Consider the following 23,493-nt stretch of genomic DNA (forward strand, 5'->3'; position numbering starts at 1 on the left):
ATTGATGAAATAGAGGAGAGAAGAAAATGGTTACTGTCGATTTAAACTGTGATATGGGAGAAAGTTTTGGGGCTTATCAAATTGGGCATGATGAGGCCCTATTAAATTATGTTACTTCTGTCAATATTGCATGTGGTTTTCATGCTGGAGACCCTATTATTATGGGAAAGACAGTTGCTCTAGCAGTTGAAAAAGGTATTACCATTGGAGCACATCCAGGATTTCCGGATTTATCAGGTTTTGGCAGGAGAAATATGCAGGTATCCTTAGAGGAAGCGAAGGCTTATATGATCTATCAAATTGGCGCATTGCAGGGGTTTATTAAGGTGCATGGTGGGAAACTACACCATGTAAAACCTCATGGCGCCCTCTATAATATGGCTGCCAAAGACTATTCGTTGGCAAAAGCGTTAGCGGAAGCTGTTAAAGCGGTTGATAATGAACTAATTTTTGTTGGATTGGCTAATTCTATGATGATAAAGGCTGCTGAGGAAGTAGGGATAAAGAGTGCCCAAGAGGTTTTTGCAGACCGAAATTATCAAGAGGATGGTTCTCTAGTACCTAGAAGCTTACCAAATGCTATGATTCATGATGATCAAATATGTGTTGATAGAGTAATCAAAATGGTGAAAGAAGAAAGTGTAATGACGGTGAACCAAGAAAAAATCAATATAAAGGCTGATACCATTTGTCTTCATGGGGACCATCCATCAGCACTTTTATTTGCTAAGAAACTCCATAGAGCATTATTAGAAGAAAATATAAAGTTGAATTCTGTTACTTAAGGGGAATATGAATGAAATGAAAAAAATGTTGAATAGTTATCCAGCTGGTGATAATGGTTTAATTATTGAGTTTGGCAACTGTATATGTGAAGAAATAAATCGAGAAATTAGAAGTTTTTTATATTATTTAGAAGTCCACGCAAAAGATTTCGATGAAGTGATTGAAATAGTTCCTACTTATACGACTTTATTTATTCTTTACGATCCTTTAGAGGCTACCTATCAAGAACTAGCGGATAAGCTGAGTCGTGTGAGAAGGGAAATCTCTCAAATAGAAATTCCAGAGCCTAATACCCTCCATATTCCTGTGTTATATGGTGGTGATCATGGTCCGGATCTGCCTGCAGTAGCTCAGCATAATGGCTTATCAATAGAAGAGGTAATAAACATCCATCGTAGTGGACATTACTTAATCTACATGATTGGCTTTACACCAGGCTTTCCATACTTGGGGGGAATGTCGGAAAAAATTGCAACGCCTCGTCATAAGGTGCCTAGACAAAAAATTTCTTCGGGGTCTGTGGGGATAGCAGGCAATCAAACAGGCATTTACCCCATTGACAGTCCAGGGGGGTGGCAGGTCATAGGAAGAACGCCCATCAAGCTATTTGATCCTTCGAGGGAACCAGCAGTGTTACTTAAGGTAGGAGATTATTTAGTTTTTGACGTCATTGACGATACAACTTACGGAGAAATAAAGCAGTTGGTAGAACGTGATCAATACCAAGTTAAAATAACGAAATATAGGAGTGGGAGTAATGTCTAAAATCTCAATTGTAAAGCCTGGGCTTATGACTACAATTCAAGATCAAGGCAGGATAGGATATCAACATTTTGGGATGCCTGTAGCGGGAGCAATGGATGTATACTCTCTACAATTGGCCAATCTGTTAGTAGGAAACCACCGATTTGAAGCGGCTCTTGAAATTACGCTAATGGGTCCAGAAATTTCTTTTCATGATACAAGAGCAGTCGCCATTACTGGTGGGGAAATCAGTGCTACCATCAATGATAGGCCAGTGTCAATGTATGAAACACTTTATTTGCAAAAAGGGGATACGCTAAAACTGGGCAATATATCTGTAGGTTGTCGTTCCTATTTAGCAATTTCTGAGGGATTTCATCTAGAAAAGGTGATGGGGAGTTATGCTACTTACACTAGAGGGAACATAGGCGGTTTTTATGGAAGGAAGTTAATGGCAGGAGATGAAATACCATTAAATCAAAAGCAGTATGAGGGCCATGTCGGTACTCGAAGAATCCCTAAATCTTTGACGCCAGATCTTCATAAAAGTTGTATTCGAGTCATCATGGGACCAGAGGATCAGGCCTTTACTGAAGAGGGGAAAGCTGTATTCCAAAAAAGCCAATACCGGATTTCCAACCAGTCTGATCGCATGGGATATCGTTTAGAGGGGCCAAAGATACAGCATGTTTCCACAGCAGATATCATTTCAGGAGGAATTAATCTAGGTGCGATTCAAGTGCCGGGTGAAGGTGTACCTATTATTATGATGGCTGACCGTCAAACAACAGGGGGCTATACGAAAATAGCCAATGTGATTTCTATAGATATTCCCTTAGTGGCTCAAAAAAAACCTGGTGATATTATAAAGTTTACTGCTATTAAAGTTGAGGAGGCACAACTGCTATTCAGAGAACGAGAAGAAACAATTAGAACCTTAGAAAAGCAGTTTCAATTAATTTCTTCGAAAATTCATTCTGTAAGGGAATATTGCATTAAGGTTAGGGGTAGAAGTTATCATGTAAGGGTAGAAGAATTAAAGGATGAGAGGGGCAATGAAAAACCCTAAGGTTTGCAAACCTACTGCCTTCAAATTACATAGTGCGTGCCTTATTAAGGAGATAGAAAGCCCTGAAATTTCAAAGATTACAGGGCTCTTTTTCTTTTTTATCATGTAGGTTTATAGAAGACCATCAATTCTAAATGCTAGGTAGTTCAACAATGAAAGTAGTGCTTTCATTTAAGCTGCTCTTAGCGTAGATTTTTCCTCCATGTTGTTGAAGAATTGTTTTAGCAATGGCTAGCCCAAGACCATGCCCCCCACTTTTTCTTGATCGAGACTTATCGATACGATAAAATCTATGGAATATTTTATTCATATATTCTTGTGGTATTCCTTCACAACTGTTAGTTACAGATAAATGTAGGGTATTGTAATGCCTTTTCAAAGAAATATTTATCATACGTTTACTATCTGTATATTTTATAGCATTATCTAAAAGGATCATTACTACCTGTTGAAGCTGTTCACAGTTACCATGTGTAAACAGATTAGGTTCGATGCTGTAGTCGAGGGATATATTGTTTTCAAAAACAACAGCTTCCATTGTTAAAATAATGTTTTCAACCGCTTCACTTAGATTAAAGTCTGTAAAGACTAGCTTGATATCTGAATAGTCTACTTGGGTTAAATACAAAAGATCCTTAATCAAACTTGTCATTCTCTCGGCTTCTGATTTAATATAATGAAGCCACTTTGACTGATTCTTTACATCTTCTTCCCCACTGGATAAGAGTACATCAAGATTTGTAGTGATGACAGCAAGTGGTGTTTTTAATTCATGGGAAGCATCTGCAATAAACTGTTTTTGTTGTTCAAAGGCTTTTTTAATAGGCTGTATAGACTTATTTGCAAAAAATCTGCTGATAAAGAAAATAACAACCAGCATAATACAGCCGACAATGAAGAAAGTATAAATAAGATTTGCAAGAAAATCCTGCTGTGGCGTAATATCTAAGAACACTATTTTATAATCATCAAAATGAGGCTTTACCACAAATCTCCAATACTTACCCTCCAGTTTGAGACTTCCTGTATTGCTGCTTTGCGACAATGCAGCGTTTTTTGCAGCTTCGTAAAATGTTTCCTCCATGGTAAAGATAGAGGAAGTGTCTAATAGCGTACCTTCATTGTCGGTGATTAGAACAAAAGAAACAGAAGGTTCCGGAGGCGGTTCTCCAGGATCGAAGTCAGAGGATACTCTGCCACCATCAAAGTTACGTGGCCCTTGAGGAGGTTTGTCATTTGCTTTACGGTTAAATTCTGATATCCTATGGAGTTCCATCTGAATATTTCTGTAGACATTATTATGGGTGATGAAGTAGATAGAGCTAAAAGCGAGAATCATCATAATTGAAATAATGACTAAATTGAGAATAAGAAATTTATTTCTCAGCTGTTGAAACACTTAACTTTTCACCTCCAGGATATAACCTACACCTCGGAGGGTATTGATGGCGACTTCTGAATGAAGAAACAGAAGTTTTTTTCTTAAAAAAGAAATATAAACCTCTACATGATTATGTTCCACTTCAGAATCAAACCCCCAGAGTTTTTCTATAATTAATTCCTTAGAAGAAGCAAGATTTTTTCGTAAAATCAGAAATGCCAACAAATCACTTTCCTTTAAGGTAAGTTTTACTTCTTTATTTCCGCTAGATAGTTTAAGGGTTGCAGTATTTAGTTCAATATCTCCATATTTTAAGGTGTTATCGGGAAGGATTTCTCCTTTTCTTCTGGATATAGCTCTTATCCTTGCCAATAACTCGTCTGTAGCAAAGGGCTTGGCTACATAATCATCAGCACCGCTGTCTAGGCCTGCTACTTTATCAGAAACTTCTCCTTTTGCAGTAAGAAGGATGACCGGCGTGGTGATCCCTTCTTGGCGAATGCTTTTAAGAATGCTGATGCCATCCATTTTAGGCAGCATGATGTCCAAAAGGATGACATCGTAAATATTGCTTAAGGCGTAATCTAATCCAGATTCTCCATCATGAAAAATATCCACCGTGTAATTATTTTTCTTTAATATTTGTGCCAAAGCTTCTGCTAGATGGATTTCGTCTTCTATAATTAATATTCGCATAATATACCTCCCTTTTCCTTTTTTATATTATAGCATACCCATCCTTAAACCAACCTTAAATCAAAGGATTTACCAATGGTTAAAGCTATGTAAAATTTTAAGGTTTTTTTAAGGTTCAACTTATAAAATGAAATCAATCCAAGAAAATCAATAAAAGAAAGGAGGAGTAAAATGGCAAAAGAAGTCTTTAATAGATATGAAAACAAGTTTTTAGTTCATTATGCTACCTATCAAAAACTTCAAGACCAATTACTCTGCTATATGGAGGTGGATGAGTTCAATAAGTCTCAGGAATTTTACACCATATGCAATATCTACTACGACACAAAAGATGACTATTTAATAAGAAACTCCTTGGCAAAACCCAAATATAAGGAAAAGCTTCGGCTGAGGGCATATGGTATTCCTAGAGAGGATGAGGAAGTATACTTGGAGGTTAAAAAGAAGGTGTACGGTTTGGTAAATAAAAGAAGAACAAAACTAAAACTAAAGGAAGCCTATGCTTTTGCAGCTACAGGTATAAAACCTGAAGTAAAACCCTATATGAACCCACAGGTGTTGAAGGAACTGGAGTATGTTTTCAAAATATATGGTCTTGAACCAAGACTTTACTTAGCATACGATAGAAAAGCCTTTTTTAGTAAAGAAGATAAAGACTTAAGAATTACTTTTGATACAAATATAAGAACACGAAGGTATGATTTAAAGCTTGAAGCTGGTGACTATGGGGAAAATTTATTGGAAGCTGATCAATGGCTCATGGAGATTAAAGCTGAAAAAAGTATCCCCGTATGGCTGTCTAAAATACTCTCTGAAAATAAGGTATATAAAACAAGTTTTTCAAAGTATGGCGCAGAATATCAAAAAATGTTATTCAATCACCAACAAGGGAAAGGAGAAATAAAATTATGCTTGAATCAATATTTAACACAACTTCAATTTATACCTCGATACCTTTAGGAACAGCAATGTTGACAATTGTTATCTCTTTTATATTAGGAGGATTTGTAAGTTTTACCTATAGGAAAACATGTGAAAAAAGCACCTATTCTCGAAACTTTTTTTTAACACTGGTGTTAATCCCTATGGTCATTGCAATCATCATTTTGTTAATTGGAAGCAATGTTGCAAGAGCCTTTAGTTTAGCTGGAGCATTTTCTATTATTAGGTTTAGAAGTGCCCCTGGGGATCCTAAGGATATAGCCTATGTTCTTTTTACCATGGCGGCAGGGTTAGCTTGCGGAGTAGGAGTTTATGGCTACGCGGTTATGTTTACAACAGTTCTTTGCATTCTTATGTTGCTATTAAATTTTTTCAACATTGGTGAGGAAAATTTCTCTCAAAAATTGATAAAAATAACCATACCTGAAGATTTGGACTTTGAGGGTGTATTTGATGAAGTGTTTGAAAAGTTTACAGATAGTTATCAACTTATAAAAGTCAGAACCATCGATTTAGGCACCCTTTATCAGTTGGATTATACAGTAACAATGAATCATAAAGCAAATCAAAAAGAATTTTTAGATGCACTGCGTTGTAGAAACGGAAACTTAAATATTACATTAGCTTTGTCTGCTAATGGAAGAGAATGATCTTTATAAATGGAGGGATTGATAATGAATAAATTGAATATGCTAAAAACCATAACAGCAGTAGGATTAAGCGGCATACTACTGTTTGTGTCCATCACTGTTTTTGAAACACATGCTACAGACTTATCAACACTAACTCAGCTATTATTTGCAACGGAATTGGAAACTGCTGCAGATTATGAGGCAATATTTAATAAGGATGGTATTGTTGATATTCATGTAGAAATTACAGAAGAGGATTGGGCTAGTATCCTTGCAGAGCCGATGGCAGAGGAGTATAAAACTGCAAAGGTGACAGTGGATGGAATCACCTCAGAGAATATAGGTTTTCGAACAAAGGGAAATTCCTCTTTAAAATCTGTTGCAAGAAGTGACTCTGAGCGTTACAGCTTCAAAATTAATATAAATAAATATATTAAGACACAAACGCTTCTTGGACTGGACGAATTTGTTGTAAACAATAACTTTTCTGATCCTTCTTATCTTAGAGAATATTTAAGCTATGAAGCCTTACGAGAACTTGGTGCAGATGTGCCCCTCACTACCTTTGCAAATGTTTATATCAATGGTGAATTGTATGGTTTTTATCTTATGGTGGAATCTATTGAGGATAGTTTTTTAATGAGGAACTTTGGTGATGACAGGGGTAGTTTATATAAAGCAGACCAAGGCAGTAACCTCAAGTATGTAGAAGGTAGCGACTATGATACTTTAGAATTAAAATCAGGAAGTGATAAAAGTAAAACAGATCTTAAAAATTTTATAAAGATTTTAAATGACATGCCAGAAGGAGAAAAAGGGGAGATTGAAAATGTATTGGATGTAGACAGCGCACTAAGGTATTTTGCAGTGAATACGGTTTTAGGTAATTATGATAGCTATCACGGTAATAAGTCACATAACTATTACTTATATGGTCAGGATGGAAAATTTACTGTCCTGCCATGGGATTATAATATGTCTATTGCAGGATTTGGTGAGGGTGACCTTACAACCATTCCAATTGATGAGCCTGTCATGAGGGAAGATATAAAAAATTTTCCCTTGATCAATAATCTATTGGCGGTGAAGGAGTACAAAGAAAGATATCATAAGTATATAGAAGAACTCCTCGATTATTTGGAAGATTTTGAAGACAGGGTGACAAAGCTAGGAGATAAGATAAGACCTTATGTTGAGGCAGATCCTACAAAGTTTTATACCTTGGAGCAGTTTGAAGCAAGTATAGCCTATTCTGAGACAAATGAGGCCATACCAATGCCATTCCAAAATACAAGAACACAATCGGAAGGCGAAATGCAAAGACAGATGCCTCAGGGAGAGCGCCCAGAAATGCCACAAGAGTTTATGTATGAAAATGTACCAGAAAGACCTCAAGGGGATCAAAATGGAGATCGACCTGAAAGGCCTGAGTTTATGGATGGAAATCCACCTGAAATGCAACAAGGAGATATGAGAGGAGACCGCCCCGAAAGACCACAAGGAGATATGGGGGGCGGAGGTATGATGGGAACTTCAACTTCTATTGTGAATTTTATAAAGGCTAGGGTAGAAAATATCAAACAACAACTAGCTGGTGAATTGCCTACCACAGGAAATACAAGCATGGTGAATATAGATGAAAGAAGCAAAATTAACTAAAAAGCCTAGTAGACTATTATAAATCTAGCTGTTAGTACTCCCTTTTGACTTGAATTGCTGGGTCAATCCTTGTCAAAAGGGGGCTTTTATTTGAATATTAGGCAATGTAAGATTTTGTAATAAAATCTATAAATGTTTTGGCTGCGTTTGATAAGTACTTTTCCTTTTTCCAAACAAGCCCGATGGGTATACTAATGACTTCGTTTAATGGTTTGCCTACGATTCTGTTATCATTTTCTATAATTTCCTTAAGTAATAAAGAAATTCCTATACCGTTAGAAACAACACTTTTTATAGTATCTAACTGGCTAGAGGATAAGATGGTATTAGGCGCAACACCATGTTTATTAAAAAATGCCATAATCTTTTCTCTATGATAAAATCCTTCCTTCAACATGACAATAGGCTCATTCTTTATATCTTCTAGTGTAAGCTTTTCTTTAACGTTTAGGGGGTGGTGTTTACTTAAGCAAACAAGCATTTCACTTTCTAATATTAAAAGAGAATTTAATAAAGCAGAGGACTGAGCAACGATAACAATAGCCAAATCAAGCTCTTCGTTTTCAATCATTTTTGTCGTTGCAATAGAACCTTTTTCCATAATATGAAGTTCTATTTGTGGATATAGATTTTTGAAATGAACAAATATTTTAGGGAATAGAAAGGTACCAATCATAGGAGGTACCCCTATTCTTAATATCCCCTTCTTTAGTTGTCGATAATCCTGCATCTCTGAAACAGCATCTTCTACTTTGCTTAGAATATCATTTACTCTTGTCAAAAAAACCTTTCCCTCTGGTGTAAGGCGTAATTGCTTTTTATTTCTATCAAAAAGATGAATACCTAGTTCGCCTTCAAGATTTTTAATGGCATTGGTAATAGAAGGCTGAGATACATGAAGTCTTTCAGCAGCCTTTGTAATTGTATCTAATTGACAAACCATTTGAAAGTATTGTAATTGACGTAATTCCATAAGTTACACCCCTATTATAGTTTTAAACTATTATATCATAGCTATATTATAATGTTAAATTATAATATAATCTGATACTATATATTTAATAATAATTAATAAAAAATAATCATTTTAAACTGGGAGGGTAAACTGATGAAGGATTATCAAAACTTAGCACTTGCCATGCATAAAGAAAAGAAGGGAAAACTAGCTGTAGTAAGTAAGGTAAAGTTGGAAAACAAAGACGATTTAAGTATAGCCTATACCCCTGGGGTGGCGGAACCCTGTAGAGAAATTTACAAAGATAAGGAAAACGTATACCAGTATACTTCTAAAGGAAATTTAGTAGCAGTGGTGACAGATGGTACGGCAGTATTGGGACTGGGAGATATAGGCCCTGAAGCTGGAATGCCTGTTATGGAGGGAAAAGCGGTTTTATTTAAATCCTTTGCAGACGTAGATGCTTTTCCTATTTGCTTAGATACAAAGAACGTGGATGAAATTGTTGAAACAGTAAAAAGAATTGCCCCTACCTTTGGAGGAATTAACTTAGAAGATATCTCTGCACCACGATGTATTGAAATTGAAGAAAGACTAAAAAAAGAATTAGACATTCCTGTATTTCATGATGACCAACACGGCACAGCCATTGTTGTATCAGCGGGATTGATAAATGCACTGAAATTAACAGATAAAAAAATCAATCATGTCCGTATTGTTGTAAATGGTGCAGGAGCCGCAGGAAGTGCTATTGTAAAGATGTTAATTGCTTTAGGGGCTGAAGATATTATTGTTTGTGATAGGGAAGGAATTTTATATAAGGAGGCCGACACAAATACTAATTGGCTAAAAAAGGAGTTGGCTGAGATTACGAATAAAAAAGGTGAAAAAGGCACACTAAGAGATGCTATGGAGGGTGCGGATGTATTTATTGGGGTATCTGCTGCAAATGTTGTAGATGAAGCAATGATTAAAAGCATGAACCCAAATGGAATTGTTTTTGCTATGGCAAATCCTACTCCTGAAATCATGCCGGATTTGGCGGTAAAGGCCGGAGCTAGGGTTGTAGGTACTGGTAGATCCGATTTCCCTAATCAGATTAATAACGTATTAGCTTTTCCAGGGATATTTAGAGGCGCTTTAGATGTAAGAGCTACTGATATAAATGAAGAAATGAAGGTTGCATCAGCTTATGCTATTGCAAGTATTATTGATGAAGCGGAATTAAAAGAGGATTATGTCATTCCTAATGCATTAGATAAAAGAGTGGCAGAAAAGGTGGCAAAAGCAGTGGCGGAAGCAGCAAAAAAATCAGGGGTTGCAAGGTCATAAATACAGCAGAAAAATTTTTTCTGCTGTACCTACAAAAATATATTGATGGAGGAGCTATTGCTATTATTTTGGTTATAAAATGAGTTTCTTATTGCGTAGATTGTTCAAGTGATTGAGATATGGTATAATTTATCTTACAAAAAGCAGAAGCATCAACAAAAAGAAAAGCATGAAAAAATTATATAAACAAGCAAGTCAGTGCTCAAAGTAGAGAACTCTTTTATTTTTTAGAAATAGAAGGGTTTTTTGTATAATCTTAAGAAGGTTTATCTTTCAATAAAGGGGGAGGAAATTTGGTTAAATTATCAGCTATTCAACAGGAGGTTCAAAAAATTTCTGAAGCTATAGCAAGTGTAATAAATATGGATGTCATCATTTCTGACAATGCCTTTAACAAAATTGGAGATACCAAAAGACATTTCGACGAGGATGTAAAATATATTAAAGATACCTATGTCATTGGTAAAGTTATACAAACAGGTAAAGCCTTGGTAATAAGTGAAAAAGAGGAAGGTGAAAACTGTAGTGTATGTAAGGAAAAAGAAAAATGCAACCTCCAAGCCATGATATGTATACCCATTAAATATGAAAAAAAGACACTAGGGGCTATAGGGATTATTGCTATCACTGAGACCTATAGAAAAACTTTGCTAGAAAATCAAGCAAACCTCATAGAGTTTTTAGAAAGGATGGCAGATTTAATTATTAGTAAAGGCCTAGAGCAGGAAGCTACAAATAAACTTCAGATTGTAAAAAATCAGATGGTGTCAATTATTAGTTCAATTGATGAAGGGATTATTGCAATCGATGAAAGTGGCCATATTATTTATACCAATACTGTGATTAATCATGCACTTAATATTATGCCTGAGGAATTAAAAGAAAAAACAATCTATGACATCTTATCTCAGTCTTATATTGAAAAGCTAATTAATGAAAAAGTACAATTCAGTGATATTGAGGTATTGATAAACAGAAATCGACGAGAATTTCATGCTCTAGTATCAAGTAAACCGGTGGAGCTTGGTGGAAAGAGTACAGGATTTATTTTGATCTTCAGGAAAATGGAGGATATTTACAAAGTGGTTAACAAGATTTCGCTAAGCAATTTATCCACTACTTTCGAAGATATCATTGGGACAAGTTCTGAAATTGAACAAACAAAAGAAAAAGCACGAAGGGTTGCCAATAGTGATTCTACCATGTTGATACTGGGGGAAAGTGGAACCGGGAAGGAGTTATTTGCTAGAGCTATCCACTATAGCAGCAACAGAAAAAACAAGCCCTTCATAGCATTTAATTGTGCAGCAATACCTGAGAGCCTTCTAGAAAGTGAGCTGTTTGGTTATGAGGAAGGGGCTTTTACTGGAGCAGTCAAGGGAGGAAGGTTGGGGAAATTTCAATTGGCTCAAGGGGGCACGATATTTTTAGATGAGATTGGAGATGTACCTATTCATCTTCAGACAAAACTGCTGAGAGTCCTGCAAGAAAAAAGATTCGAAAAGATAGGGGGGCAGAAAAGTATTGCCCTTGATGTAAGAATCATAGCAGCCACCAATAAACATTTGGAGGGGATGGTAGAAAATGGAGAATTTAGAGAAGACCTGTACTATCGACTTAGTGTAATTCCTATCCATATCCCACCTTTAAGAGAACGACTAGGAGATATAAAAATATTGCTGGAGTTTTTTTTGAAGCAACATAATCAAAAACTTAATAAAAATATTAAAGGATTTTCACCAGAAGTAGAGGCTGTTCTTTTGAATAATAAGTGGAAAGGGAATGTAAGAGAGTTGGAAAACGTTGTAGAATATGCAATCAATATGGAGACAACCTCGTATATTACAATGAATAGTATTCCTCTGAAAATTAAAAATCTTCAAGGGGAAAAATTCAGTCCTAAAAAGATAATACCTATTGAAAAGATGGAAAAAGAACTTATTAAGGAAGCTTTGATGCTATATGGTAACAGTGTTACAGGCAAAAATATGTCAGCTGATGCGCTGGGAATCGGTATGGCGACACTATATCGAAAGATTAAGAAATACAAACTAGAATGAAGGCTCAATCTAAAAGTGAACAAACCAAGTGACTAACACCAAATAAAGATTTGAGTTATCTATTTATGCAAGTGAAGACCAAACACTGCATTCCCGAATTTTATGGTGTGAGTTTCCTGCATAATAGTTATCATATTGAGAAGGGAGAAACTTATAGAAAATAAGGCTTTGAAGAAATACAAAAGAAAAAGTATCAAAATGAGACATAAAACAAAGGTCTACAGGAGGATATTTATCAATATGATAAATATCCTCCTGTAGACCTTTGTAATTTTTTGAAATTATTTATCTAAAATTGCTAAATAACAGTGTCTGAAAAAAAGAAACATCAGAATAGAAAGTTGGCATGATATTTGCTTTAAAGGATAGATGAAAGGAAAATATTTTTAACAGCAAACGTATAAGGGGGAGGTGGTAGGCGGATGAATTATAGATGTGGGCCCTTAACTTTAGAAGCGTGCATCTATAGGAGTAGTAAAAATGAGGTGGAGCAAGGAAAAATTGGGTTGAGGGGGTATAAAGATGAATGCAGCACTGGAGAAGAGAGCATCAAAAGGTAAGTTGGTTTTATCAAGCATGATTGTTTTAGTGATAACTTTGCTGATTGGATATTTCACAATATATAGAAGTATCATCGGTGAAAGTGAAATTGGTGCAGCTGAAGCTTTTATGTTAATGCTGGCAGCTTTAGCTATTGGAGAAGTAGTGTCTATCAAAAGCAAAGCTTCGATTCCTTCTATTTTTGTAACAGCCACGCTATTTATTCTTGGTTTTTGGACACTATTTCCTAAAGATATTTTACAAATAGGAGGCATTGGTCCTTCGTTGCCTGGTTTATTTGTAATGATTATGGTGACACATTTAGGAACTATGTTAGACAAAGATGAGCTGATTGCTCAATGGAAAACTGTTGTTGTTACAATTGCAGGGATGCTGGGGATTTGCTTAACGGTTATGACCATCGGAAAAATCATTGTAGGAACTGAAATAGCTGCTACGGCAACCCCGCCTTTGACGGGAGGATTAGTGTCAGCCATCATCATGCAAAGTGTGGTGCAAAGCAATGAATACTTAGTGATTCTTGCTATGGCTATGTATGTTCTTCAAGGTTTTGTAGGATTCCCTTTAATGAATTTATGTTTGAAAATAGAAGGTAGAAACGTATTAACCAAATTTAGAGCAGGGGAAATTGATTTAAATCATTTTAGTGCAAATAAAGAGCAAAATGATGAAAAAACTTCTAAATATAGGATTTTTCCAGAGATGAACAAAGCATATCAAACAGATTACATTATTTTATTAAAGACATTAGTGCTTGTGATTATATCCGGGTATTTAGAGAGATTAACCAACGGGGCAGTGTCAAAATTTGTATTTGCTTTGTTGATTGGTGTGTTAGCTGCAGAGATAGGATTTATTGAAAAAAAGCCATTAGAAGTATCAAGAAGTTTTGGTCTGTTTATAACGATTATTATGATGTACGTATTTTCAGGTTTAAACAGTGTTACCATCCCAGTATTAAAATCTATTATTATAGATTTTGCAATATTAATAGCATTAGCCACAATAGGAATAGCCCTATTATCTATTCCAATTGGACGTAAGATTGGCTTAAGTACAGCCATGTCTTTTGCAATAGGTTTGGGAAGTATTGCTGGAGGATTTCCCGCCAGTTATGTTTTGAGTAATGAAGCTGCAAAACTGCTTTCAGAAAATGAAGAAGAATATAAGCTTTTATTAGAGCATTTATTACCTAAGACATTGGTATCAGGGTTTGTGAGTGCAACTTCAGGCTCAGTAATTATTGCAGGAATTTTTGCCAAAATGTTTTTTTAAATAAAATAACTTAAAAATAAAAGGAGGATGTACTATGTGTACTTTAAATCAACCAAAAAATACAGACAATGAGGTAATCAACAAACTAAGAAATGCAATCATCCATAGAGGCTTATGGATGGGATTAATTTTAAAGGAAGCAAAAGAAAGAGGCTTGGATTGGGAAGCAATAGGAAGAGCAGCGATATTTGAAACAGGATGTATGCATGGAGATGGAATAAAAAATGGAATGGATGTTGAAGGTAGCTTAGTATCCTTTGGAAATACTTTCTTTACAGAAGATATCAGAAAAATATTTGAAATAGAGGTTAAGGAAATAAATGAAGACGCATTAAAACTAGAATATGGTCATTGTCCTTTAGTTACAGCATGGCAGTCAGTAGGCATTGAAGGCGAGTTTTTAGAAAAACTTTGTGATATTGCTATGTGTGGAGATCGGGGAATTGAAAGTAAATTTGAAGAATTTCAGTTTGAATTGGGAAAGACCATTGCTGAGGGTCACAAGGTCTGTGAAGTTAGTTTTTATAGAAAAAAATAAAAACGATAATTTATACACTAAAGGGAGGCAATAAAACATCATGAGAGATATATTAGAGAGAGAAATTCTCCCAGCACTAGGCTGTACAGAACCTATTGCTGTAGCCTATGCAGCAGCTACGGCATACAAAGAAATAGAAGGAAATATTCATTCTGTAGAATGTTATGCTAGTGGTAACATAATAAAGAATGTCACTTCCGTTATTATTCCTGGTACAAATGGACTTTGTGGTATGAAAGCAGCGGTGGCTGCAGGAATTGCAGCAAAAACACCAGAACTGAAAATGGAGGTTTTGTCTTCACTGGATGATACAAAGCTTACTGTATTAAGAAAACTTCTAAATGAAGATAAAATAACTGTTAGACCTTCAAAAAGTGATAAAGGCTTGTATATAGAGGTAAAAGTAATTACAGATCATGGTTATGCTTTGGTTTTGATTGAGGATGCTCATGATAACATTGTTTACATTGAAAAAAATAGTGAAGTTATTTATGAAGTTATTTGCAAAGATAAAAGAGTAGAAGAGTACAGTGACGGTGTTTGTGAAGACTTATCCTTGGAAAAAATTCTTCAATATATAGAAAATGCTTCTTTGGAAAATTTAGACGTAGTTAAAAAGTCCATTTTATTGAATAAAAAAATCTGTGATGAAGGGTTAAAAAACAATTATGGTTTAGCTATGGGAAAATATTTAAAAGATTTAAATTTATCAGGAGAAATTTCTAATAATGGCTTACAACAGATTATAAGTACAACGGTTGCTGGAACTGATGCCAGAATGGCGGGTTGTAGTCTTCCTGCCATGAGTAACTCTGGAAGTGGTAATCAGGGTATAGCCACAACAATGCCGGTAGTAAGCTACGGAGAACATATAAATGCAAGCGAAGAAAAAATTATAAGAGCTGCGGCATTAAGTAATTTAGTAACTATATCTATAAAAAATAAACTAGGAAGATTATCTTCTTTATGTGGTGTTGTTTTAGCATCAGCAGGAGCAAGCTGTGGGATCATTTATTTGCTTGATGGAAATATAGAAGAGATGGAAAAATCTATCAATAATGTTATGGGCAATATTGCAGGGATGTTTTGTGATGGTGCAAAAGCTGGATGCAGCCTGAAGGTAGCAACGGGAATATTCGTTGCAATTATAAGTGCCCACAAAGCATTAGAAGGAAACAGCATAAAAGGTACCGATGGTATCGTAGAAAATAGCGTAGAAAAAACGATAGATAATTATTCTAGGGTATCAGAAAATATTTTTAAATCTTTAGATTATGTATTATTGGATATTATGTTGCAAAAATAGAGGAGGAGCAAGATGAATAAAAAAGAAATTACTACAGATAAGGCGCCTGCTGCCATTGGACCTTATTCTCAAGCGGTTCAAGGAGGAAACTTACTATTTGTATCAGGGCAACTTCCAATTGAGAAAATATCAGGAGAGATGCCAGAAGGTATAGAAGCGCAAACAAGACAATCTCTCGAAAATATTAAAGCAATTATTGAAGCCGCAGGGGGGACTTTAGAAGATGTTTTAAAGTGCACGATTTTCCTTAAGGACATGAATCACTTTGCTGAGATGAATAAAATATATGCAGAGTATTTCACAGAAAAATTTCCTGCAAGAGCAGCTGTGGAAGTTTCAAGACTTCCTAAAGATGCAGATGTTGAAATTGAAGCGATTGCACTCATTGGATCAAATTAGAAACAAATAATAATCCCTTCGGGCGAAGATTGATTTATCAATTATAGTCTGAAGGGATTTTAACTTATGGAAGGAATTAGAATAATTTTTGCAAAATTTTTTGAAAAATCTCATATAAAAATATTGACAATACAATCACAGTATGATAAATTCTAAAAAAGAAAATCTGTATTTCCGATAGGAATAGTAAAGATTGAACTTGGGGGGCTAGAAATGAAAATTAAAATGAATGGTGAAGAAAAACAACTGGAAAAAGAAATGAATATATTGGAATTCTTAGCAGTTCAACAGGTAGAGATGCCGGAGATGGTTTCAGTAGAATTAAATGGAGAGATAATAGATCGGGATGATTTTGAAAATACCTTCATCAAAGAAGATGATGTGATAGAGCTTTTATACTTTATGGGGGGTGGAGGCTTTGGATTTTAACGATCAACAGATAGAAAGGTATTCAAGACATATCATTTTATCGGAAGTAGGTGTGGAAGGTCAGCAAAAACTGTTGGATGGGAAGGTACTTGTGATAGGAACTGGAGGCTTAGGGGCTCCCGCCGCTATGTTTTTAGCAGCAGCAGGGATCGGTACCATAGGTTTAGTAGATGCTGATCGAGTAGACCTATCCAACTTGCAAAGACAAATTATCCATCAAACAAAAGATGTTGGTAAATTAAAGGTGGTATCCGGCAAGGAAACGATTAATGAAATGAATCCAGATGTAAAGGTCATTACTTATGATACTTTTGCAAACACTTCAAACATCTTGGATATTATCAACGACCAAGATTACGACTTTATCATTGATGGGACGGATAATTTTGCCGCTAAATTTTTAATAAACGATGCCTGTGTTCTTGCAAAAAAGCCTTTTTCCCATGCTGGCATTATAAGATTTAGCGGACAGTTGACCACCTATATTCCAGACAACAATACCCCTTGTTATCGATGTATATTTAAAGAACCGCCACCAGAAGGTGCTGTCCCTACCTGTAGCCAAGCTGGCGTGCTAGGGGTGATGGGAGGGGTGATTGGTACACTTCAGGCGACAGAAGCTATTAAATACATCTTAGGAATTGGAGAAAATTTAGCTGGATATCTATTAACCTACGATGCTGTCACAATGGAATTTAGAAAGATAAAAATAAGACATAATGCTAAATGTGGGGTATGTGGTAGCACACCTACAATAAAAGAGTTGACAGATACACATTATAAACCACCTGTTTGTGGAATATAAATTAGCGGTGATATAGGGACAGTTGGAATGTTTCTAGCGGAAGACCGAAGGGAAAACGATGGAACTGTCCCCGTGGCGTAGCAGGTCTAAACAGCTTAAAGAGGTGATAGCTAGTGATCATAAAAATATCGAAAGAAGATTACAACAAAATGATAAAACAAGCAGAAAAAGAATTTCCACTAGAATGTTGTGGACTCTTGGCAGGCATAAAAACAGAGGATGAAATTTTTATAAAAAAAATCTATCCACTTACCAATATAGATCAAAGCAGTGAGCACTTTACTATGGACCCTAAGGAACAGTTTGCTGCTATAAAACAGATGAGGACAGATGGCTATATATTGGTGGGAAATTATCACTCTCATCCCTATACACCTTCTAGACCATCAGAGGAAGATAAACGCTTGGCTTATGATGGTAATATACTTTATGGCATACTATCTTTGCAAGACCAAGAGCCGGTACTTAATTTCTTTAAAATTATAGAGAATGCATTGGTAAAAAAACTTAAATGGCAGTTTGCTTAAACGATTAAAAGGGGGAAGTACGATGATAAAAATACCTCAGCAAGTCATAGAGGAAGAAAAAAGTTATAGAAATAAAGTAGAAGATTTGAAAAAAGGCATCATCGAGGCGGAGAGGTTTAAACCCTATAGAGTTTCTATGGGAATCTATGAACAAAGGGATAATGACACCTATATGATTAGAACAAGAATTCCATCAGGTGTAATCACGCTAGAACAGTTTAAAAAAATCAGCGAATTGGCCAAAAAGTATTCCCATGGATTTATTCATTTTACAACGAGACAGGATATTCAATTTCATAAGGTTACATTAGATGATACAGTAGACATCATGGAGGGGCTTTTAGAAGCAGACATTGTTACTAGAGGAACAGGAGGAAATACCGCAAGAAATGTAGGTTGTTCTCCCTTGTCTGGTGTATCTCAAGAAGATGTATTTGATGTTACTCCCTATGCCTTAGCTACAACTGAATATGCCCTTAAGGACCCTACTATGCTGAACCTTCCTAGAAAATATAAGATGGCTTATTCAAGCTCTCCAGAGGATACAGGGAATGCAACCATTGCTGACTTAGGTTTTATTGCAAAAATAAAAGACGGTGAAAAAGGCTTTGAGGTATATGGTGCAGGTGGGCTAGGAGGTAGTCCTAATGTGGCTATCAAGTTAGAGGATTTTATTCCTGCTTCAGAAGTACTATACCATGTGCAAGCTATGAAGGAACTTTTTGAAAATGAAGGCGATCGAACCAATAAGCATAAGGCCCGTATAAGATATATACTGAAGCGATTAGGAGAAGAAGGATTTAAAGCGAAATATCAGGAGGTACTACAAAAAATTAAAAAAGAGAGAAGCATAGAGGTCTTTTTTAATACGCAAATTCCGACTAAACAGATAGGTAAACGCGAAGAGATTTCTCACCCTCTGCTACTTGAGCAAAAGAATAAGGGATACTACGCCTTATATGTACATGCTGAAAACGGCAATCTAAGGGCCGAGGATCTGGATAAAGTGATTAACTTTATACATGGTCTAAATTACGAAGCTTCCATAAGACTAACCACCACACAAGGTTTTTTTGTAAGAGATTTAACAGGAGATGATGCAAAAAAACTATTGGATATTATAAGCAGCTTTACTTCTCCTTTTCCTATTGATAATTCTGTTGCCTGTGCTGGTGCTGCCACTTGTAAGTTAGGTTTATGTTTATCACAAAATCTTTTATCAGTCATCAAAAACAGATTTTTGAAGGCTGATGAAACGATAAAAATACAACTTCCAAGAATTTTTATTTCAGGTTGTCAAAATTCCTGTGGACAACATCAAAAAGGAGAAATCGGTTTATACGGTAAAGCCAAAAGGGTAGCTGACGGATTAGTGCCTATGTATGCTGTGTTGTTTGGCGGGGCTGTGGGTGTAGGAAAAGCTGTTTTAGGTAAGGGTTATGGTATGATACCAGCCCAAAAGATTCCAGATTTTTTATATGAATTAGCTAACCTAAAGAAAGAATCCGGGATAGAAGAGATTACAGTCTTTGTAAAAAAAGAAAAAGAGGCAGTAGATAAACTGATAGAAGATTTTTCTAGCATAGAGCCTGAAGCTGAAAATTCTAAACTATATTATGACTTTGGCGCAGAGGAAAAGTTCTCTCTTAAGGGTAGAGGACCAGGAGAGTGCAGTGCGGGGGTTTTAGATGTGATTCAGCTAGATATTTCCAATGCGGAAGGATCTATCAAAGAATTTGAAAAGACAAAGGCATCTATCAAATTGTATGATGCCAGTGTTTCAGCAGCGAGGGCTCTTTTGATATTGAAGGGCATAGATACCACCAAAGACAGACTGATTCTTAAAGAATTCTCTGCTCATTTTATAGATGGAGGCTATGTAAAAGAAAGTATAAAAAATCTTATCGAGGACCTTTTAGACTATAAACTTGGGGATTTAGACAGTTTAGAGAAGCATTATGAAGAAGTGAAGTATTTACTCCATAGGGTTAGCCAAATGTATGCATCCCTAAATCCAAAGTTAGAAATTACGTTGGCTAAGGAACAGGAAATTGAAGACGCAGAAGACGAAATCAAGGTGACAGAGGATAGCTCTTTAAAGATTATAGACTTAAAAGGTGTAAAGTGCCCCATAAATTTTGTGAAGGCAAAGGTAGAGATAGCGAAAATTTCATCCAACGAAATTATAGGATTTTATTTAGATAATGGGGAGCCTATAGCAAATGTTCCTAAAAGCCTTGCTGGGGAAGGACATGAAATTATAAAAATTGATGATAAGTACGAAGGGTATAATCTGCTTATTGTCAAGAAAAAGTAGAGGAGATTTTTAAAATGCTTTATGATAATATTCTTCAAACCATAGGAAATACACCCATAGTGAAGTTGAATAACATGGCAGAGGATGGTGCTGCAGCGGTTTATTTAAAGTTGGAAATGTTTAACCCTGGAGGCTCTGTAAAAGATAGGATCGCCTTGAACATGATTGAAGATGCTGAAGAAAAGGGCTTGTTAAAATCAGGCGACACGATTATAGAGCCTACCAGCGGTAATACGGGTATAGGTCTTGCACTTACAGCTGCCACCAAGGGATATCATTTGATTCTTACGATGCCAGAATCTATGTCATTAGAAAGAAGAAAATTATTGCAGGCATACGGAGCAGAAATTATATTAACAAAAGCACCTTTAGGGATGAAGGGAGCGATTGAAAAGGCCATGGAATTGGTGGAAGAGAAGGGTTATCTTATGCTGCAGCAGTTTGAAAATCCAGCCAACCCAGAGGCCCATAGAAAAACAACTTCTCAGGAAATATTGAAGGATTTTGGTCAGAACTTACATGCATTTGTAGCAGGGATTGGTACTGGTGGTACGATAACAGGTGTAGGAGAAATTCTTAAGGAAAACATTAACGATTTAAGAATCATTGGTGTTGAGCCAGAGGACTCAGCTGTACTATCAGGTGGGAAAGCAGGTCCCCATATGCTTCAGGGGATTGGTGCTGGATTTATCCCCAAAACTTTAAATGTGAAAGTGTATGATGAAATCGTAAAAGTCAGCAACCAAGCAGCCTTTGAAACTGCTAAAAAACTTGGTAAAAAAGAAGGTATTTTGGCTGGTATTTCCGCAGGAGCCAACCTCTATGCTGCCCTTCAGGTAGCAAAAGAATTAGGAAAGGGGAAAAAAGTACTAACGGTTATTCCAGATACTGGAGAACGTTATTTGTCTACTACATTATTTCATGATTAAGCATGAAGCTAAAAGTAAAATTGATCCATGGATTGCTCATGGACTGCTGAGGTAAGGAGGAAGATGATGCACCCAATACATGTAGCGGAAAATACTTCTATAGAAGCAATACTGAGCTTTATTGAGGAAGAGACTGCAAAGTATCAAACAAAGTATATCGTCCTATCTTTTCACGAGGATGTAAGGGATATAGAAGGAAAAAGGATTGTTGAAATGATAAAGAAGCACTTCGATATCTTTGTCATATTAAGATCAGCTATACCTAACCATCAACAGAATATAGAAGAATATTTTTCTTATGGGGTGCATGGCATCTATTTTGATAAACCTCTAGGGAGTTATTCCAAAGAAGATATTGAACAAATGGTTTTTGCCACAGAACTATTTCCTAGAGGGTGGGTTTTTGCTAATGTACAAAACGATAAAACTAAGATAGAAGAACTGCTAGAGTTTAGTATCGTACCTGTACCCCTAAAGGAGGATGTTGAATGCGTGGAATTTATTAAATCTCATGAGAAGTTTAGTAGGATCTCAAGAAACTTAATCAAGTCAATACCTTTACTAGATCAAAGGTGGGCTGAATATTCTCTAGCAGATAAAATAAAAATGAAAATGCTTTTAGAAACCTTAAACTTAAGGCAAAAACTTATGATTAAGAGTATAGATGCGTCTTTTAATTCCAGTGGACTGTAGGAGGAAGTATTGGTGAAGACCAGAACAAAGAGCAACTTTTATATAGATAGAAGACCACTAATCACACTATTTTTAATAGAATACAAAAATGCAATTTTATTATTATTTTCCTTTATTGTATTTTTTATATTTATTTCAAATCATAACATTCCTCAGGACATGTCCATCCAGGCATACCAGGCATTGGTGATATTTTTACTTGCAAACTTTTTATGGATAACAAACGTTATTCCCCTTGCTATTACAAGTCTCATGGTTATGGGACTTTTAGCTACATTTAATGTATTGCCGAATGAACAAATATATTCTTTTTTTGGTAATAAGGCATTATTTTTTATTATAGGTGCATTTATTATATCTGCGGGAATTTCTACTTCTGGGTTGAATAAAAGAATTGCCTATTATTTTCTATCGAAGTTTGGAGACCAACCTCATAGGCTAACACTTTCAATTTTTCTATTGTCTGGTTTTTTAGCTCATGTGATGCCGGCGCATGCAGTAGCAGCTATGCTTTTCCCTATATTGATGTCTATAAGTAAAAAATTAGAATTAGATAGCAATTCTATATTAGGAAAATACATGTTTTTTGCATTGGCTTGGGGTAGTGTTTTAGGTGGTGTTGTCACTTTTTTAGGTGGTGCAAGGAATCCTCTTGCCATAGGTATCTTGGAGGAAGCTACCGGAGAAACAATCGGCTTTTTAGAATGGATGATTGCAGTGGCACCACCCATTTACTTAATGATGATCATCGTTTCTATCTATCTTACAAAGAAAGTAAGTGCCTCAACAAGAGATACGGAAATTTTAAAAGATTTTTTCTCAGAAGCTGGAGAAAGAATGAGTAAAGTTCAACTAAAAGAGATCAAAGCATTAATCATATTAGTAGGGACAATTTATATGTGGATTTTTCAGAGTAAAAGATTTGAAATTGCTAATGTAGCCCTTATTAGCGCAGCCCTATTCTTTGTACTCAATGTCATTGATTGGGAGGATGCAAAAAAAGAAATCAATTGGGGTGCAATCTTTATGTATGGTGGAGCAATTGCACTAGGAAAAGCCTTAGAAGAAACCGGACTACTAGAGTATATCAACCAAAACTATATTTCTACGATGAATTTTTCTACTTTAGGGTTTATACTGATTGTTTTTTCTATAAGTGTATTTCTCACTGAAGGGGTTTCCAATGCAGCTGTTGTAGTAATTTTACTTCCAGTAGTGATAAAAACAACAACAGCACTAGGTCTTCCTGCTACTTTAGCAGTGTATTTAGTGGCAGTGCCTTCAGGATTAGCTTTTATGTTTCCTATGAGTTCACCACCTAATGCGATAGCATTTTCCTCTGGATATATAAAATCCAGTGATACTCTTAAAATAGGTTTTGCTCTAAATATCCTATCTATAGCAGTGGTTACTGTATTTGCTTTAACTTACTGGCGTATAATTGGCGTTTATTAGGAG

23 protein-coding genes are annotated in these 23,493 nt (G+C 35.7%); 20 read left to right on the forward strand and 3 right to left on the reverse strand.

The window, feature by feature from the left end:
- The first annotated feature begins 26 nt into the window (after window positions 1-26).
- Genes BJL90_RS11895 through BJL90_RS11905 form a run of 3 tightly spaced genes read left to right on the forward strand, consistent with a single transcriptional unit; the run spans window position 27 to window position 2,599 of the window.
- Window positions 27-785, forward strand: a complete 759-nt coding sequence (locus tag BJL90_RS11895; protein WP_070968150.1) for a LamB/YcsF family protein — start codon at window positions 27-29, stop codon at window positions 783-785.
- A gap of 16 nt (window positions 786-801) precedes the next feature.
- On the forward strand, window positions 802-1,551 hold the full coding sequence (gene pxpB / locus BJL90_RS11900; protein ID WP_070968152.1) for a 5-oxoprolinase subunit PxpB: 750 nt from the start codon (window positions 802-804) through the stop codon (window positions 1,549-1,551).
- Window positions 1,544-2,599 carry a 5-oxoprolinase subunit C family protein gene (locus BJL90_RS11905; protein WP_070968155.1) on the forward strand — a complete coding sequence of 352 codons (1,056 nt, stop codon included), beginning with the start codon at window positions 1,544-1,546 and terminating at the stop codon, window positions 2,597-2,599. The genes pxpB and BJL90_RS11905 overlap by 8 nt, the downstream gene beginning before the upstream one ends.
- A gap of 130 nt (window positions 2,600-2,729) precedes the next feature.
- Here BJL90_RS11905 and BJL90_RS11910 read toward each other — a convergent pair whose 3' ends face one another.
- Together BJL90_RS11910 and BJL90_RS11915 are read right to left on the reverse strand one after the other, a co-directional pair.
- Entirely contained in the window at window positions 2,730-3,998 is a 1,269-nt protein-coding gene (locus tag BJL90_RS11910) for a sensor histidine kinase (RefSeq protein ID WP_070968157.1), read from the reverse strand.
- Window positions 3,999-4,676: a response regulator transcription factor gene (locus BJL90_RS11915; protein WP_070968159.1), complete on the reverse strand. Its 678-nt coding sequence runs from the start codon at window positions 4,674-4,676 to the stop codon at window positions 3,999-4,001.
- Window positions 4,677-4,847: 171 nt separating this feature from the next.
- On the opposite strand from BJL90_RS11915, the gene BJL90_RS11920 reads away from it, so the two are divergent.
- Genes BJL90_RS11920 through BJL90_RS11930 form a run of 3 tightly spaced genes read left to right on the forward strand, consistent with a single transcriptional unit; the run spans window position 4,848 to window position 7,909 of the window.
- Window positions 4,848-5,636 (forward strand): polyphosphate polymerase domain-containing protein, encoded by a 789-nt coding sequence (locus tag BJL90_RS11920; protein ID WP_070968162.1) that lies wholly within the window; start codon window positions 4,848-4,850, stop codon window positions 5,634-5,636.
- Window positions 5,585-6,268 carry a DUF4956 domain-containing protein gene (locus BJL90_RS11925; RefSeq protein ID WP_070968165.1) on the forward strand — a complete coding sequence of 228 codons (684 nt, stop codon included), beginning with the start codon at window positions 5,585-5,587 and terminating at the stop codon, window positions 6,266-6,268. Before BJL90_RS11920 ends, BJL90_RS11925 begins: the two co-directional genes overlap by 52 nt.
- Before the next feature lie 24 nt (window positions 6,269-6,292).
- Window positions 6,293-7,909: a CotH kinase family protein gene (locus tag BJL90_RS11930; protein WP_070968168.1), complete on the forward strand. Its 1,617-nt coding sequence runs from the start codon at window positions 6,293-6,295 to the stop codon at window positions 7,907-7,909.
- Between the two features lie 97 nt (window positions 7,910-8,006).
- On the opposite strand, the gene BJL90_RS11935 is transcribed toward BJL90_RS11930, so the two are convergent.
- The gene (locus BJL90_RS11935; protein WP_070968171.1) at window positions 8,007-8,882 is read right to left on the reverse strand and encodes a LysR family transcriptional regulator; all 876 of its coding nucleotides are present in this window, start codon (window positions 8,880-8,882) and stop codon (window positions 8,007-8,009) included.
- Window positions 8,883-9,017: 135 nt separating this feature from the next.
- Between BJL90_RS11935 and BJL90_RS11940 the strand changes: the two genes are divergently transcribed.
- The 14 genes from BJL90_RS11940 (at window position 9,018) to BJL90_RS12000 (ending at window position 23,490) form a co-directional block, all read left to right on the forward strand.
- Window positions 9,018-10,196, forward strand: coding sequence for an NAD(P)-dependent malic enzyme (locus BJL90_RS11940; protein WP_070968174.1), 1,179 nt, complete (start codon window positions 9,018-9,020; stop codon window positions 10,194-10,196).
- Between the two features lie 293 nt (window positions 10,197-10,489).
- Complete coding sequence (locus tag BJL90_RS11945) at window positions 10,490-12,256, forward strand: sigma 54-interacting transcriptional regulator (RefSeq protein ID WP_070968177.1); 1,767 nt, start codon at window positions 10,490-10,492, stop codon at window positions 12,254-12,256.
- Between the two features lie 422 nt (window positions 12,257-12,678).
- On the forward strand, window positions 12,679-12,816 hold the full coding sequence (locus BJL90_RS21930) for a hypothetical protein (RefSeq protein ID WP_156778769.1): 138 nt from the start codon (window positions 12,679-12,681) through the stop codon (window positions 12,814-12,816).
- Window positions 12,779-14,092 (forward strand): hypothetical protein, encoded by a 1,314-nt coding sequence (locus tag BJL90_RS11950; protein WP_236904907.1) that lies wholly within the window; start codon window positions 12,779-12,781, stop codon window positions 14,090-14,092. Before BJL90_RS21930 ends, BJL90_RS11950 begins: the two co-directional genes overlap by 38 nt.
- A gap of 34 nt (window positions 14,093-14,126) precedes the next feature.
- Window positions 14,127-14,630 (forward strand): L-2-amino-thiazoline-4-carboxylic acid hydrolase, encoded by a 504-nt coding sequence (locus BJL90_RS11955; RefSeq protein ID WP_070968179.1) that lies wholly within the window; start codon window positions 14,127-14,129, stop codon window positions 14,628-14,630.
- Between the two features lie 40 nt (window positions 14,631-14,670).
- On the forward strand, window positions 14,671-15,936 hold the full coding sequence (locus tag BJL90_RS11960) for an L-cysteine desulfidase family protein (protein WP_070968182.1): 1,266 nt from the start codon (window positions 14,671-14,673) through the stop codon (window positions 15,934-15,936).
- Between the two features lie 12 nt (window positions 15,937-15,948).
- Window positions 15,949-16,335 carry a RidA family protein gene (locus BJL90_RS11965; RefSeq protein WP_070968185.1) on the forward strand — a complete coding sequence of 129 codons (387 nt, stop codon included), beginning with the start codon at window positions 15,949-15,951 and terminating at the stop codon, window positions 16,333-16,335.
- Between the two features lie 213 nt (window positions 16,336-16,548).
- Window positions 16,549-16,764, forward strand: a complete 216-nt coding sequence (gene thiS, locus BJL90_RS11970) for a sulfur carrier protein ThiS (protein WP_070968188.1) — start codon at window positions 16,549-16,551, stop codon at window positions 16,762-16,764.
- Complete coding sequence (locus BJL90_RS11975; protein ID WP_472234723.1) at window positions 16,745-17,569, forward strand: HesA/MoeB/ThiF family protein; 825 nt, start codon at window positions 16,745-16,747, stop codon at window positions 17,567-17,569. Before thiS ends, BJL90_RS11975 begins: the two co-directional genes overlap by 20 nt.
- Window positions 17,570-17,682: 113 nt before the next feature.
- On the forward strand, window positions 17,683-18,096 hold the full coding sequence (locus BJL90_RS11980; RefSeq protein ID WP_472234724.1) for a M67 family metallopeptidase: 414 nt from the start codon (window positions 17,683-17,685) through the stop codon (window positions 18,094-18,096).
- A 22-nt stretch (window positions 18,097-18,118) separates the two neighbouring features.
- The gene (locus BJL90_RS11985; RefSeq protein ID WP_070968193.1) at window positions 18,119-20,413 is read left to right on the forward strand and encodes a sulfurtransferase TusA family protein; all 2,295 of its coding nucleotides are present in this window, start codon (window positions 18,119-18,121) and stop codon (window positions 20,411-20,413) included.
- 14 nt (window positions 20,414-20,427) lie between these two features.
- Window positions 20,428-21,342, forward strand: coding sequence for a cysteine synthase A (gene cysK / locus BJL90_RS11990; RefSeq protein WP_070968196.1), 915 nt, complete (start codon window positions 20,428-20,430; stop codon window positions 21,340-21,342).
- Between the two features lie 66 nt (window positions 21,343-21,408).
- Window positions 21,409-22,035, forward strand: a complete 627-nt coding sequence (locus BJL90_RS11995) for a glycosyltransferase family protein (RefSeq protein ID WP_070968200.1) — start codon at window positions 21,409-21,411, stop codon at window positions 22,033-22,035.
- Window positions 22,036-22,047: 12 nt separating this feature from the next.
- Window positions 22,048-23,490, forward strand: a complete 1,443-nt coding sequence (locus tag BJL90_RS12000) for an SLC13 family permease (RefSeq protein WP_070968205.1) — start codon at window positions 22,048-22,050, stop codon at window positions 23,488-23,490.
- Window positions 23,491-23,493: the final 3 nt, after the last annotated feature.

The sequence above is a fragment of the Clostridium formicaceticum genome, assembly GCF_001854185.1.
In the GTDB taxonomy this organism is placed as follows: Bacteria; Bacillota; Clostridia; order Peptostreptococcales; family Natronincolaceae; genus Andreesenella; species Andreesenella formicacetica.